The 14,357-nt window shown below is 61.1% G+C and carries 12 protein-coding genes; 3 read left to right on the top strand and 9 right to left on the bottom strand.

Going from position 1 to position 14,357, the window contains the following annotated elements; translation table 11 throughout:
• The first annotated feature begins 236 nt into the window (after positions 1 to 236).
• The gene (locus GTP58_RS28065) at positions 237 to 2,984 is read left to right on the top strand and encodes a TonB-dependent receptor (RefSeq protein WP_161080254.1); all 2,748 of its coding nucleotides are present in this window, start codon (positions 237 to 239) and stop codon (positions 2,982 to 2,984) included.
• Positions 2,985 to 3,057: 73 nt separating this feature from the next.
• Positions 3,058 to 4,572, top strand: coding sequence for a tryptophan halogenase family protein (locus tag GTP58_RS28060; protein ID WP_202413888.1), 1,515 nt, complete (start codon positions 3,058 to 3,060; stop codon positions 4,570 to 4,572).
• Positions 4,573 to 4,630: 58 nt separating this feature from the next.
• Here the strand turns inward: GTP58_RS28060 and GTP58_RS28055 are convergent, their stop codons facing one another.
• Positions 4,631 to 5,485, bottom strand: a complete 855-nt coding sequence (locus GTP58_RS28055) for an NAD(P)-dependent oxidoreductase (RefSeq protein WP_161080252.1) — start codon at positions 5,483 to 5,485, stop codon at positions 4,631 to 4,633.
• Positions 5,486 to 5,580: 95 nt separating this feature from the next.
• Between GTP58_RS28055 and GTP58_RS28050 the strand changes: the two genes are divergently transcribed.
• On the top strand, positions 5,581 to 6,513 hold the full coding sequence (locus GTP58_RS28050) for a LysR family transcriptional regulator (protein WP_202413887.1): 933 nt from the start codon (positions 5,581 to 5,583) through the stop codon (positions 6,511 to 6,513).
• A gap of 13 nt (positions 6,514 to 6,526) precedes the next feature.
• Here GTP58_RS28050 and GTP58_RS28045 read toward each other — a convergent pair whose 3' ends face one another.
• The 8 genes from GTP58_RS28045 to trmD all read right to left on the bottom strand — a co-directional run bounded on the left by GTP58_RS28045 (position 6,527) and on the right by trmD (position 14,346).
• On the bottom strand, positions 6,527 to 7,453 hold the full coding sequence (locus GTP58_RS28045) for an NAD(P)/FAD-dependent oxidoreductase (protein WP_161080251.1): 927 nt from the start codon (positions 7,451 to 7,453) through the stop codon (positions 6,527 to 6,529).
• Positions 7,428 to 7,892 carry an Rrf2 family transcriptional regulator gene (locus GTP58_RS28040; RefSeq protein WP_161080250.1) on the bottom strand — a complete coding sequence of 155 codons (465 nt, stop codon included), beginning with the start codon at positions 7,890 to 7,892 and terminating at the stop codon, positions 7,428 to 7,430. Before GTP58_RS28040 ends, GTP58_RS28045 begins: the two co-directional genes overlap by 26 nt.
• A 71-nt stretch (positions 7,893 to 7,963) precedes the next feature.
• Positions 7,964 to 10,711: a pitrilysin family protein gene (locus tag GTP58_RS28035; RefSeq protein WP_161080249.1), complete on the bottom strand. Its 2,748-nt coding sequence runs from the start codon at positions 10,709 to 10,711 to the stop codon at positions 7,964 to 7,966.
• 89 nt (positions 10,712 to 10,800) lie between these two features.
• Positions 10,801 to 11,130, bottom strand: coding sequence for a DUF3579 domain-containing protein (locus GTP58_RS28030; RefSeq protein WP_072787267.1), 330 nt, complete (start codon positions 11,128 to 11,130; stop codon positions 10,801 to 10,803).
• Between the two features lie 225 nt (positions 11,131 to 11,355).
• Positions 11,356 to 12,321, bottom strand: a complete 966-nt coding sequence (locus tag GTP58_RS28025; RefSeq protein ID WP_161080248.1) for a CobD/CbiB family protein — start codon at positions 12,319 to 12,321, stop codon at positions 11,356 to 11,358.
• A 53-nt stretch (positions 12,322 to 12,374) separates the two neighbouring features.
• The gene (locus GTP58_RS28020) at positions 12,375 to 13,043 is read right to left on the bottom strand and encodes a CoA pyrophosphatase (RefSeq protein WP_072787269.1); all 669 of its coding nucleotides are present in this window, start codon (positions 13,041 to 13,043) and stop codon (positions 12,375 to 12,377) included.
• An 86-nt stretch (positions 13,044 to 13,129) separates the two neighbouring features.
• The gene (gene rplS / locus GTP58_RS28015; protein WP_072787270.1) at positions 13,130 to 13,513 is read right to left on the bottom strand and encodes a 50S ribosomal protein L19; all 384 of its coding nucleotides are present in this window, start codon (positions 13,511 to 13,513) and stop codon (positions 13,130 to 13,132) included.
• Positions 13,514 to 13,599: 86 nt separating this feature from the next.
• A complete protein-coding gene (gene trmD / locus GTP58_RS28010; protein WP_072787271.1) occupies positions 13,600 to 14,346 on the bottom strand; it encodes a tRNA (guanosine(37)-N1)-methyltransferase TrmD in 747 nt (248 codons plus the stop codon).
• Between the last annotated feature and the right edge of the window lie 11 nt (positions 14,347 to 14,357).

Here is a 14,357-nt window from a genome sequence, read left to right as displayed (position 1 = left end):
TGTGTTGCAAGCACGCACACCCCGGTGCCATACCACCATCTATCCGGTCTTATCGAGTTGCTTGAAAGCCACTTTGTATGCCGCATACAACATAACAAAAAAGAATTTTAAAGTGGTAGTGATCTGGTATTGAAACGCGAGTATATTGGCGTTGGATTGGTTTTGAACGTGATTTAAAAGAAGACACACATCAACAATCAGTGGGCTCGGCGGAGCCTCATCAACGGGAGGGAACAATGCATCACCATTCGAATAACACTAAACAGTCCAAACTGACGCCTATCGCTGCTGCGGTTGGTCTGATGATCATGGGCGCGGCCATGTCGGCGCACGCACAGGAACAGCAGGTGCAAAAGCAGCAGGCCGAGGAACCAGCACAGGTTATCGTGACCGGTATCCGCGCATCGCTGCAGCAGTCGCTGAACCAGAAGCGTAATTCCGACAGCCTGGTGGAAGTCATCACCGCAGAAGACGTCGGCAAGATGCCGGACAAGAACGTGGCTGACTCGCTGCAACGCCTGCCAGGCGTGAGCGTGGCAGCAGCTGGCGGCGGCGAAGGCTCGTTCGGCGAGAACGACCGCGTGGCACTGCGCGGCACTCCGTTCGGCCTGACCCTGACCACCCTGAACGGCCACTCGGTATCGAGCGGCGACTGGTTCGCTGACAACATCGTCGGCGGTGGCCGCAGCGTCAGCTTCTCGCTGTTCCCATCGGAGCTGATCGGCCGCGTCACCGTGCACAAAGGTTCGCAAGCTGACCTGCTGGAAGGCGGCGCCGAAGGCGTGGTCGATATCGAGACCCGCAAGCCACTGGACTTCAAGAAAACCTTCAACGCCCAAGTCAGCGTTGGCGGCGTCAACTCGTCCAACTCCGGCAAGACCGATCCACAACTGAATGGTCTGATCGCATGGAAGAATGACCAGGGCACCCTGGGCGTGCTGGTACAGGCCTTCCACGAAAAGCGCACCCTGAGCCGCGTCGGCCAGGAAAACCAGGTATGGTACGACCACGTTGATCCGGGCAGCCCGATCGACAAGGCCATTCCTGGCGCCGGCACCGCCATCAAGACCACGCCAGTAGCAGGCGCCATGGCCAACTACCTGGGCGGCACCGCATGGTTCGAACAGAAGCGCACCCGTAACGGCGGCCTGATTGACGTGCAAATGAAACCGAACAGCGACCTGACAGTCGATCTGACGGCCTTCTATTCGCACCTGGATGCGCCGAACATCAACCACAACTTCATGCAGTCGCTGGGCCGCTTCCTGGCGCCATCGTGGGCCACCACCAACTTCCCTGCAGGCGCCGTCAGCGGCACCCTGAGCAACGGCGTCATCACGCAACTGACCGGCACCGTGCCAGCCAATTGCGCCGCCTGCGCCACCATGTCCAGCGCTGTTCAGGAAGAGTTCAGCCGTCCAGTCGCAGAGAGCAAATCGCAGTTCTTTGACGTCGATGCCAAGTACCGCGTCAACGACAAGCTGACCCTGAAGGGCCGTCTCGGCACCACCAAAGGCGTTGGCAACACCGTCAGCGGTGCGCTGGGTGTGTGGATGCCATACACCGGCGGCAGCTACACCATCACCGACGCCAACTCGCCTGTGATCTACAACACCCCAGGCGCCAACAAGTTCTCGATCGGCGGCATGCAGGCAACGCCATACACCTACGGCTCGCACGTGACTGCGAACGACAAGGAAACCTATGGCGAACTGAATGGCACCCTGCGTACCGACTGGGGCGCTGTGAGCACCGTGCAATTCGGCGGCCGCGTCGCAGAACACAAACGTGACCTGACCTCGATCGGCATTAACGCGCTGCCAGGTCTGGATTCGGTGGCCAACCTGCCAATGTCGGGCCTGACCGCGTTCCCGAGCGACTTCAATGACCTGGGCGCCAACGGCGCTGGCTACTGGACCTTCTCGCAAGATGCGGTCAACGGCTGGCTGAATAAATACGGCAGCTACTCGGGTGACCTGCGCCAGAGTGAGTTCAACATCAAGGAACCGACCCAGTCGGCCTTCGTGATGGCAAACTTCAACGCCGAAAGCCTGTCGGGTAACTTCGGTCTGCGCGTGGTCCACACCACGGAAGAAGTCAACCGCTACGAAATCGGCCCATCGGGCAGCTTCGAACCTAAGCGTTACTCCAACAGCTATATGGACTTCCTGCCTAGCGCGAACTTCCGTCTGGATGTGACCAAGGATGTGGTGGCACGCTTCGGCACCAGCCGCACCATGGCCCGTCCTGAACTGGGCATGATGGCCGGCGTCGACCTGCGCGACGTACAGGGCACCGGTAACGTCGGTAACCCTAACCTGCGTCCGATCCGCGCCAACAACTACGATCTGGGCGTGGAGTGGTACTTCGCACCGAAGTCGATGCTGTCGGCTGATGCCTTCTACTCGGCACTGGACGGCTACGTCACCTACGGTTCCGGCACCGCGACCTTCTACAACCAGCTGCAAAAGCAGAACACGGTGTACCAGGTATCGACGCCGGTGAACACCACGGCTGAAGTGAAAGGCCTGGAGTTTGCGTACGTGCAGGACCTGGCCAAGGGCTTCGGTGTGAACGCCAACTACACCTACACCCTGGGCAAGGAAACCGGCCATGCGCCAGGCTCGCCTTGCGGCGCCCTGGCCTACCAGGACTGCACCCTGATCGGTACCTCGAAGAACGCCTACAACCTCGGCGTCTTCTACGAGCAGGACAAGCTCAGCGCCCGTATCACCTACAGCTGGCGCTCGGGCTTCCTGAACGGCACCAGCCGTAACAGCGCTGCCTTCCAGGCACCGATTGGTACGCTGTCGGCATCGCTGGCCTACCAGATCAACGAGAACTACAGCGTGACCCTGGACGGCAAGGATCTGAACAACCCGCTGGTGCGTTCGATCATCCACACCCCAGGCGCGATGGATCTGCCAGGCTCGCTGTACAAGAACGGCCGTCAGGTGTACTTCACCCTGCACGCCAAGTTCTAAAACGTAGTAACGACGGAGCCTTCGGGCTCCGTCTTTTTCTGTCACAGCAAACTATAACTACATCATCATGAATGTGACCTCGACTCCCCGCAAAATCATCATCGTCGGTGGCGGTACCGCCGGCTGGATGACGGCACTGATGTACGGCGATGCGCTGATCAAGCAAGGCGTCGAAATCACGGTGCTGGAATCGCCCACCGTGGGCGTGATTGGCGTAGGCGAAGGGTCAACACCGGCGCTCAAGCGCTATTTCGACAGCCTGGGCATCCAGGAATCGGAGTGGATGCCCGCCTGTAACGCCACCTATAAATCCGGTATCGGCTTTGACGGCTGGTCCACCAAGCCGGGCTACGATAACTACTTCCACCAGTTCGCTACCATGGTCGATAATCTGACCCTGCCGAACTTCATGGAAAACGTCCATGCGCGCCAGCGCGGCGTGCATATCGATGCGCGCCCCAACCGCTACTTCCTGTCGGCGCGCCTGAGCGAGGATTGCCTCGCGCCGAAATCGTCGGAGAACTTCCCCTTCTTCACCAACTACGGCTACCACTTCGATGCGACCTTGCTGGGCCAGTTCCTGCACAAACGCGCCGTCGCACTGGGTGTGCAGTACAAGAGCTGCCACGTGACGCATGCGGTGATGAATGAACGCGGCGATATCGCTGCTGTCGCCACCCAGGAAGGCGAACAGCTGGCGGCAGACTTCTTTGTCGATTGCTCCGGCTTTTCCGCGCTGCTGATCGGCAAAGCGCTGGAGACGCCGTTCGTGAGCTACGCCGACAACCTGTTCAACGATTCGGCCATCGCCATGCCGAGCGAGATCGGCGACAAGATCCCGACCAAAACCGTATCGTCCGCCATGCGGCATGGCTGGGCGTGGAAGATCCCGCTGACCAACCGCTATGGCAACGGCTATGTGTACAGCTCCTCCTTCGTCTCAGCCGATGAAGCGGAACATGAGCTGCGCAGCAAACTGGGACTGCTGGAATCAGACACCCAGGCGCGCCACCTGAAAATGAAGCTGGGCCGCGTGACCAAACACTGGAACCGCAACGTGCTGGCAGTGGGCCTGTCGCAAGGCTTCCTGGAACCGCTGGAAGCAACTGCGCTGTACCTGACGCAGATGACGGCGGCGATCTTCCTGCTGTTCCTGGAAAAAGGCGACTTGAGCGACCAGGCGCGGGACGTCTACAACCAGCAGATTCACGATTACTTCGACAGCCACCGCGACTACATCGTGGCCCACTACAAGACCAACAGCCGTACCGACACGCCCTACTGGCGCGCCAACGCGGAGAATCTGGACAGCGTGTCCGATTCGCTCAAACACATCTTCCAGACCTGGATAGAAGGCCGCGACCTGGCCGCAGAAATCCGCCGCCAGAACATCGAGCATTTCTATCCGGTCGGCTCGTGGTATTCACTGCTGGCGGGCATGGGATCATTCCCGGACATTGGTCCCGCCACCGGCCCCGACCTGGTGGCGCCGCTGGATGATTTCATGCGCCGCTGCGCCCTCAACTTCCGCGACCACCGCACCGTGCTGAATGAGATGGCCGAGCAGGCAAAAGCCAGCAGCATGTAACCTCTTCATTGTGTAGTCTGTTTCCGCCAGCGGCCTCTCCCGACCCTGGCGGTTTTTTTTATAGCTTGCGGCGTATGGTTGCCGCGACCGACCAGTCGCTATCCTCCAGTCCTGCACGCAGGGCTTCCTGCATATTCTCGCGCACCTGCTTTGCCACCGGCAGCAGTGCGCCCTTGGCCTCGGCCGCCGATAAGGCCAGGTTCACGTCCTTGAGTCCCAGCGGCAGCTTGAAGCCCGGTTCAAAGGTATTCGCCGCAATGAAGCCGCCATAACGCTGGTAGCTCGGGCTGGAGAAAATGGTATTGGTCAGCACCTCGAGCAGATCCGCTGCCGAGACGCCATAGCTCTCGCTCAGATGCGCTGCTTCGCCCATCGCCGTAAAAGCCTGGGCGATCATCATATTGCCGGAGATCTTGACCACATTGGCGCGCCTGGGATCATCGCCTAGACGCCAGGTCTTGCGCCCCACCACATCCAGCAAAGGCTGAATACGCGCGATCGCCTGCGGATCGCCAGCGGCCAGCACGTTCAGCTGCGCACCTGCTGCAGCCGCCGGCACGCCAAACACCGGCGCCGATACATAGGCCACGCCGGCTTCCTTGTGCCGCTGCGCCAGCTCGTCCACCAGCGCCAACGAAATGGTCGCCATCATGACGTGCACGCAGGACTGGCTGGCCCCGGCCAGCGCACCGCTGTCCAGAATCACGCTGCGCACGGCGTCATCGTTGGCCAGCATGGTCATCACCGCGTCAGACTGAAAAGCCTGGGCAGGCGTATCCAGCACCGTCACGCCATCGATGGCTTCCGCTGCGGCGCGATTGCGGTTCCATACGCTGACGCTGTGCCCTGCGCGCACCAGATGCGGCACCATGGCCGCGCCCATACTGCCGATACCAATAAAGCTGACTCGCATTGCCTACCTCCGATACTGTGTGAGCTATCCAGTATGGTGCGCAGGCGCGGGCAACGGTAGTGGACCGTCACGTACAAATGTTATACGCTCGGCGTATGAGCACATCCTCCAACGCGGCCGACCGCATAGAACTCATGCAGACCTTCGTCCGTATCGTTGAAGCGGGCAGCCTGTCCGCAGCGGCGGCGCAACTGGGCACCACCCAGCCCACCATCAGCCGCAGACTACAGGCGCTGGAGCGCATGCTGGGTTTGCGGCTGCTGCAGCGCTCCACGCACGCCATGCAGCTGACCGAGGACGGTGAACGCTGCCTGGCGCATGCGCGCGAGCTGCTGTCGCACTGGAGCGCGCTGGCCGCCGAAGTACAAGGTGCACGCGAAGAGCCGGCTGGCACGCTGCGCGTGGTCGCGCCACATGCCTTCGGCCAGCAGCAGCTGGTAGGGCCGCTGACCGCGTTCCTGGCGCGCTATCCGCGCGTGTCGGTGGAATGGCTGCTGCATGACCGTACGCCAGACTTCATCGCCGAAAATATCGACTGCGCGATACGCGTTGGGGAAGTCAGCGATCCGTCCGTCGTCGCCATCAAGCTGGCCGACATACCGCGCATCGCAGTGGCAGCGCCATCGCTGCTGGCGGGGCAAGCGCTGCCCACGCACCCCGAGCAGCTGGCCGCCCTGCCCTGGGTAGCACTGCGGACCTTCTACCGCAATGAGATCACGCTGCATCACGAGGATGGCAGTGCAAGCCACCGGCTGGTGATCCAGCCGCGCCTGAGCACCGATGGTTTATTCGCCGCCCGTAACGCTGCCTTGATGGGTACCGGCATGTGCGTGATTTCAGCGTGGGCGGTGCGCGACGACATCGCGCAAGGCAGGCTACTGCATCTGGCGCCGCAGTGGCAGGCGGCGCCGCTGCCGCTGTACCTGGTCTATCCGCATGCGCCGCATTATCCGGCGCGGCTGCGCTGCTTCATCGACAGCATGCGCGCCGCCATGCCAGCTACTCTGTCGGGCGCCGGACTGGCTTGATTGGCTTGAAATATCAGGCAGCTTTCGCTGCCACCGCACCAAAGACCAGTGACTGATGCGCAGCCACGCCAGCCATCGCGCCATCGGCAACCGCCAGCGCCACACTGCCCGCCATGCGCGCCGCATCGCCAGCCACGTACACGCCAGCCACGCTGCTGGCCTTGATCATGTCGGTACGCACGTAGCTGCCCATCGGCCCTTCTTCCATCTCGCAGCCCAGTTGTTCGGCGATCGGACTCGCGCTATGCAGGCGGCTGATGACAAACAGGCCCGCCATTTCCAGCGCACGGCCATCCTGCAGCGCCACCGTCGCCTGGCCGCTCACGGAACGTACCAGCGTGCGCTCCACTGTCACGCCACGCTGCGCCAGTTTTTCCAGCTGCTCGGCATCCGGTTCGAACGCGCCATTGAGGAAGAACGTGACCTTGCCCCAGTCAGGCAGCATCATCGCGTGGTGGATCGAATGCGCGCTGGTGGCGATCACGCCGATATGGCCCTGCTCCAGCTCATAGCCATGGCAGTAGGGACAATGAAACACGCTGCTGCCCCAACGCTCGGCCAGGCCCGGTATCGATGGCAGTTCATCCACCATGCCGGTCGCCAGCACCAGGCGTTGCGCCTGGAAGATACTGCCATCGGCCAGCGTCACACGGAAGACATCACCATGTTTGACCGCCTGCGTGGCCGATCCTTCGATCCAGCGCACGGTTGGATACTTCATGAGCTGCGCGCGGCCGTCGGCGGCAATCGCCGCAGCCTCGCGGCCATCCTGTCCAAGGAAGCCATGTGAATGCTGGGCATAGCGGTTGCGGCGCTGGCCCGCATCCACCACCAGTATGCGGCGGCGCGCCCGCGCCAGCTGCGTCGCGGCGGACAGACCTGCATAGCTGCCGCCAATAACAATCACTTCAAACTCAGTCGCCGGATGTTGGATGGTCATAGTGCGCTCCCTTGCTTACATGATGGTGTTGGTTGAAGCGGGCCGACAGGTCGGCCAGCGTCACGTTCTTAAAACGGGAGATCAGCAAGGCTTCTGCTTCATCGAAAGCGCTGCCCAGGGCATCGTTGACGGCGCGTTCGACCAGGCACTTCGGCTGTTCGACGCGGTTCCCCATCGCGAACACCGTGGGCGAACCAACGGCTTCGTAGACATCCTGCAGCGTCACCTTGCGCAGATCGCAGGTAATGCTCCAGCCGCCGCCGTGGCCCTTGTCGGAACCCACGTAGCCACGCTCGCGCAAGCCAGCCAGCACACGCCGCACCAGCACCGGATTGGTGCCGAGGAAGCCCGCCAGCTCTTCGGAAGTAAAAGGCCTGTCGCCGTGCGCCATATGCAGCAGCACGTGCAGGATGGAGGAAAGTTTGCTGTCTCGCCTCATGTAACTAATGATAGTACATAATTCGAAAACGTGCAGGAGATGCGCGGGCGAGAACGCCCGCGCAGGGAGGATTACGGCTTTTTAGGTGCGGCCTTGGCTTCGTCGCCAGCCACGGCGACCGACAGTTTGGATGGATCGATATGCTTGCGGAAGGCGGCATTCACCTGCGCCAGCGTCGCGGCCTGCAGCTTGGCCTCATATTCCTTGCTCCAGCTGTAGGTGCGGCCCAGGTACAGATTGTGGGTCCAGCCCGAGGCGACCACGTTGTCCTTGGCGCGGTTCTGCAAGCGCTGCTGCATCAGGCCCGATTTGGCGCCCGCCAGTTCCGCTTCCGTGAAACCGTCTTTCAGCGCGCGCTCCAGCTCTTCGCGGATCGCCACCTCCAGCTTCTTCAGGTTCTGCGGTGCGGCGATCGCGCCCATGCCGAAGCTGCCGGCACGGTCCTCGTCACCCGCGTGCACACCACTGCCACCGCCGTAGGACAGGCCGTCCTTCTGGCGGATGCGGTCCATCATGCGCGACTTCATCGCACCGCCGCCGAACATATAGTTGGCCAGGTCCAGCAACGGATAGTCAGCGTCGCTGGTGTTCAGGTCCAGATTCATGCGCGCGGTGTAGAAGCCGTTTTCCTTGTCGGGCGTATTCAACGTCACGTGCAATGGCGCCTTGGTGTCGTTGGTGTTCAGGATAGGCGCGTAATCAGCCTTGCTGTTCCAGCCGCCGAAACTCTCTTCGATAGTCTTGCCGATGGCGGCCTTGTCGAAATCGCCGACGATGGCCAGCTGGCCGTGATTGGCGCCGTAGAACGCGCGGTGGAAAGCCACCACGTCTTCCAGCTTCAAGGCCTTGATGGCGGCCAGTTGCTCATCCACCGTCAGCGCATTGCGGATATCGCCTTTCGGATAGTGGTTGAGGTGCTGGTCAATCGCTTCCGACGCCACCACCTGCGGCTCGCTGCGCGAGTATTCCAGGCCGACGATCCACTGCTGGCGCATCTGCTCGAATTCCGCCGCCGGGAAGCTGGCGTCCTTGAGCACGTGCGCAACCAGGCGCACCGCCGCATCCAGGTTCGGCCCCGTGGTATCGAACTGATACGGGCTGCCGGTGATCTTCAGCTTGGAGAATTCGTCCGCCAGCTGCTCGCGCGTGTACTTGCTGGTGCCGCGCATCAGCATCTCGTTGGCGGCATTGGCCACCACCGTGGTGTTCATGAGGTTCTGCTCATTCCCCCAGTGCAGACCAAGGCTCACCGATACCGCCTCACCACGGTTTTTCTTCGGCAGCAGCGCCACCTTCACGCCACCGATGGTCTTGATTTCCGTGCGGGCGTTGATGTTGTCCTGGCTTGGGTCGAACACTTCCGACGTCAGCGCGCTTTCCTTGCCCTTGAAGTCCCTCATCACCTCGGCCACGCTCGGCGCTGCCGGAATATCGACACGCTGCGGATTGTCCTCAGGGATGAATTCACCAACCACGCGGTTATCGCGCTTCAGATAGCGCGCCGCCACCTCGGCCACCTGCTGCGAAGTGATGCTCGGCAGCTTGTCGCGGCCCTGGAACAGCAGACGCCAGTCACCCAGCGACACCTCTTCCGACAGCGTCACACCAACGCGCTGCGGATCGTTGAGCGACTTCTCGATGCCGTTGGCGAAGTTGCGGCGGGTACGTTCCATTTCCTCTTCGGTCGGCGGCGTCTTGGCGAAGCCTTCCACCGCTTCGGTCAGCGCGGCGCGCACCGGTTCCAGCGGCTGGCCGGCCTTGACCACCGCGCCGATGATTTGCAGTCCGGGCGCATAGCCCGTCATGCCAAAGCTGAACACCTGCGCGGCCTTGCCGCTTTCCACCAGCTGCTTGTGCAGACGGCCGGTCGGCTCGTCGCCGAGGATTTGCGACATGAAGCTCAGCGCATCGCTATCCGCCTGCAGCGCGCTTGGAATCTTGTAGCCCAGCGCGACGATCTGCACATCGCCCTTGCGGCGTACAACGAAGCTGCGCTCACCATCCTGGGTCGGTTCGACGGTCCAGAATGGCGGCAGGCTGCGCTTCGGTTTCGGGATCACGCCAAACGATTTGCTGATCCACGCCAGCGTTTGCGCCGGGTCGAATTTGCCGGCCACCAGCAGCACAGCGTTATCCGGCTGGTAGTAGGTGTGATAGAAGGCCTGCAGGTTCTCGATCTTGACGTTCTCGATGTCGCTGCGGTTGCCGATGGTCGAACGGCCATAGGAATGCCAGTCGTACGCCACGCTCTGCATGCGCTTCAACAGCACGCCAAACGGACTGTTCTCGCCGCTTTCGTATTCGTTGCGGACCACGGTCATTTCCGAGTCCAGGTCCTTGCGTGCGATGAAGGACCTGGTCATGCGGTCCGCTTCCATGTCCAGCGCCCACTTCAGGTTGTCCTGGCTGGCCTGGAACACTTCGTAGTAGTTGGTGCGGTCGTTGGAGGTGGTGCCGTTGAATTCCATGCCGCGGTTGGAGAACTCCTGCGGAATGCTCTTGTTCTTCGGCGAGCCCTTGAACATCAGGTGTTCCAGCAAGTGCGCCATGCCGGTCTCGCCATAGTTCTCGTGGCGCGAGCCGACCAGGTAGGTGACGTTGACGGTGACGGTGGGCTTGGAAGCGTCCGGGAACAGCAGTACTTTCAGGCCGTTGGGCAAGCGGTATTCTGTTATGCCCTCCACCGACGGCCCTTTGACGACGCCGGCAGGCAAGGCTGGCGCGGCAGCAGCGGCCCAGGCAGTTCCGGTAGCAACGAAGGACATTCCGCACAGCACGAGGCTGGCAGCGGCGGCGTGTTTCAGACGGCTGTTGTTCATGTTCTCTCACCATAAAGATAGGAACACGCAGCATACGCCTTACCCAGCCGCCGTGCATAGACGGCTTAAGTAAAAATTAATACTAATTATTAATTTTTTTCGGGCACCAGACAGGCGTCGACCATTTGCAGATCGTTGTCTTTAGCGAAGGAAATCACGAAGTGGTAAGCCATGGGTTCGAGCGCGCGCAGCTTGCCGTTGACCACCACCGATTTGACGCCGTTGACCACGGTCGGCGTCACGTAAGGAGAAAACTGCAGGTGGGAATCGCGTCCGCCGCCGGACCCTTCCGGCTTGAAGCAGGCCATCACACCGCACAGGCGCTCAGCCCAGTCGCTCGGACGGAACTGCCTGCCATTGCTGGTTTGGCCAAGGATGAAGAACGAATCTTGCTGTTCTGCCGGTTTTTGAACTGACATAGGCGCGGCTGCTTCTGCGTAGATACTTGTTGGTAACAAGAATGCGTGGAGGACTCCGGCTGGGTACTGGCCGGGCGGGTCATTCTGTAAGAATCTTACGTATTATATCTTATAGAAGACCTGAATACGTAAGTCATTGAATATTCAACGCCTTTTTCCAGCCCATCCCACTTTGGTGCAGGAAATGCTACAACCTGCACCACAGCAATACCGCTATTGTACCCGTTAAGGCGCCGCTCCGAGCCAAACAGCGCTCGACAACAGCAACAACAACAGCATCCACAACAACAGCGCGCGCCACACCAGGCCGACCGTGCTTTGCAGCGAACGGACGTTCGGTTCCTCGCCGGGCATGACGTCCGGTTCGATCTCCACGTCCACGGTGGTGGCGTCCACCATTTGCGCCTTGACGGCGTTTTCCGCCGGCGTGCCGAGGCGCACGCCCATGGCGCCGCCACCGGCCGTCAGGATGATGCCCAGCGCTTCGTTCGACCAGCGGTGGGCGAAATTACGCCACGCATAGATCGCATCTTCGAAGTTACCCACCACGGCAAACGCCACGGCAGTCAGGCGCACCGGAATCCAGTCGATCCAGTAAAACGCGCGCGCGGCAAACTGGCCGAAGGCTTCGTTGCGCATATGTTCCGGTTCGTTCCAGGCGCGCGCCAGATGCTCGGCCACGCGGTACATCACGGCGCAGGCCGGCCCCAGCGGCATCAGGAACCAGAAGAACACGCCAAACACATTGCGGTGCGTGGTGATCAGCGACTTCTCGACCGCAATACGGGCGATCTCGGACACTTCCATGCCCACGGTGTCCTGCCGGGTCCATTCCGCCAGCAGCGCGCGCGCAGCAGGCTCGTCGCCCGCATTGAGGGCCAGCTGGATCGAGGTGAAATAGTGGCTGTAGTGGCGGAAGCCGAGCGTCAGATAAACGATCAGCACGTTCCAGGCAAATGCAGCCATGGTCCATTCGTAGTGACGCAGCACCCAGTAGATGGCGGCGGTCGGCACCATCAGTATCGCCATCATCAGGAACCAGCCCATGCGGCCATGGGTCGAGTGTCCAGCGTTAAACCAGGTCTCCATCCGCAACGCCAGACTCTTGATTTCGGCGTAGATCGGATTGTCTGCGCGCAGCGGTTTCATCTGCTCGATCAGCAGCGCGCATAGAATGGAAAGAAAAGTCATTAAACGTCCTTTGCGTTGGCATAGCCTTAATGCCCGCTACGATAGCGTAGTTCTCACTCTGCACGCAAGAAATGGAACAGATTCCGCAGCATGCCCGCGGTCGCGCCCCAGATGTAATAAGCTTCGTACGGCATCGCATAAAAGCTGCGGCGGCCATCAGGCAAGTCGACCGACAGGCGCTGGTGGTGCGCGCCATCCATGAGGAAGGACAGCGGCACTTCAAAGATGGCCGCCACTTCATCGGGATCGGCCACCACCTCAAACGGCGGCTGCACCAGGCCCACCACTGGCGTCACGCAATAACCGGTGCCGGTCAGATAGTGCGGCAAGGTACCGAGAATTTCCACGTGACGACGAGCCAGGCCGATTTCCTCTTCCGACTCCCGCAGCGCGGTGTCGATGGCATCCTGATCGTAGTCTTCGGCACGGCCGCCGGGGAAGCTGATCTGGCCCGCATGGTCCGTCAGGTGCGCGGTGCGCTGGGTCAGCAGGATGGTCAGGCCAGTCTCGCGCAGCACCAGCGGTATTAGCACCGAGGCCGGCGTGGGCGCACGCTCTTCACGGCCGGGGATGGCGCGCTCGCTGCCTTCCGGCACCCAGTCCGGCGGAGCGGCAAACCGGCTGCGCAGCCACGCGGGCGCCAGGCGCTCCAGCGCGACAGCCGGCTCGCCGGCAATGGCGTCTATCGGCAACTGCTGAGGATCGAACGGTGGCTTGGCCATGCAGACTCCTTGATGAAAACAAAAAGGCGCCCAGTAGGCGCCCTTTGCGGGCGCCCTGCGGGGCGCCCTCTCCAAACACAACCGTATTAAACGGCTGCTTTCGCCGCTGGGCGACGGTTTGGCAGTTTTTCCTTGATACGTGCCGATTTACCGGAACGATCACGCAGGTAGTACAGCTTAGCGCGACGTACGTCACCGCGGCGTTTCACTTCGATCGAAGCGATCAGCGGGGAGTACAGCTGGAAGGTACGCTCTACGCCTTCGCCGGACGAGATCTTACGAACGATGAAGTTCGAGTTCAGGCCACGGTTACGACGGGAGATAACAACGCCTTCGTAAGCCTGGGCGCGCTTGCGGGTGCCTTCGACTACGTTCACGTTGACTACCACGGTATCGCCAGGTGCAAATTCAGGGATGTTTTTGCCCAGGCGAGCGATTTCTTCTTGCTCGAGTTGTTGAATCAGGTTCATCTTAAATGACTCCATATGCCATCTTGCTGGCGCGCTGTGAGTGCGGACACTCTGCCCAGTAGAGGATGGGGTTTAACAAAGCAGGCCTAAAGGCCTGCCAAAAATTGCTCGTCGCGCTTGGTGAGCAGTCCTGCCTCACGCGCTTTGATAAGCAAATCCGGTCGCTTGCGCGCGGTCGCTTCCAGCATGCGCTGGCGGCGCCATTTTTCAATCTCGGCGTGGTTGCCGCCCATTAGCACTGGCGGCACGCCCACACCTTCATACGTTTCAGGCCGCGTGTAGTGCGGCGAATCCAGCAGGCCGTTGAAGAAGCTGTCTTCGATGGCCGAGGCATCGGTGTTCAATACGCCGGGAATCAGGCGGATCACCGCATCCATCAAGGCCATCGCCGGCAGCTCGCCGCCGGACAGCACGAAATCGCCAAGGCTGATTTCTTCATCGACCACACGGTCCAGCAGACGCTGGTCCACGGCTTCGTAACGGCCGCACAGGATCACCAGACCGGGCTCCTGCTTCAGCTGCATTACGCGTTCATGCGTCAACTGCTTGCCCTGGGGTGACATGAACACCACGCGCGGCGCCGGCAGACCGGCATCGGTCTGGCGCTGCTTCGCTGCGTTGATGGTCAGCTCCAGCGGCTTGGCCAGCATCACCATGCCGGGGCCGCCACCATAAGGGCGGTCATCCACGGTACGGTGATTGTCGGTGGTGAAATCACGCGGATTCCACAGCGACAGGCCACATTTATTCTGTTCAAACGCGCGCCGGGTCACGCCCGACTGCGTTATTGCGGCAAACATTTCAGGGAACAGGGTCACGACATCAAATTGCATGGCGAACCGCC

The organism is Duganella sp. CY15W (genome assembly GCF_009857555.1).
Taxonomy (GTDB): Bacteria; Pseudomonadota; Gammaproteobacteria; order Burkholderiales; family Burkholderiaceae_D; genus Rugamonas; species Rugamonas sacchari.
The sequence above is the reverse complement of the archived record's forward strand: the minus strand, read 5'-3'. Positions and strand labels throughout refer to the sequence as shown.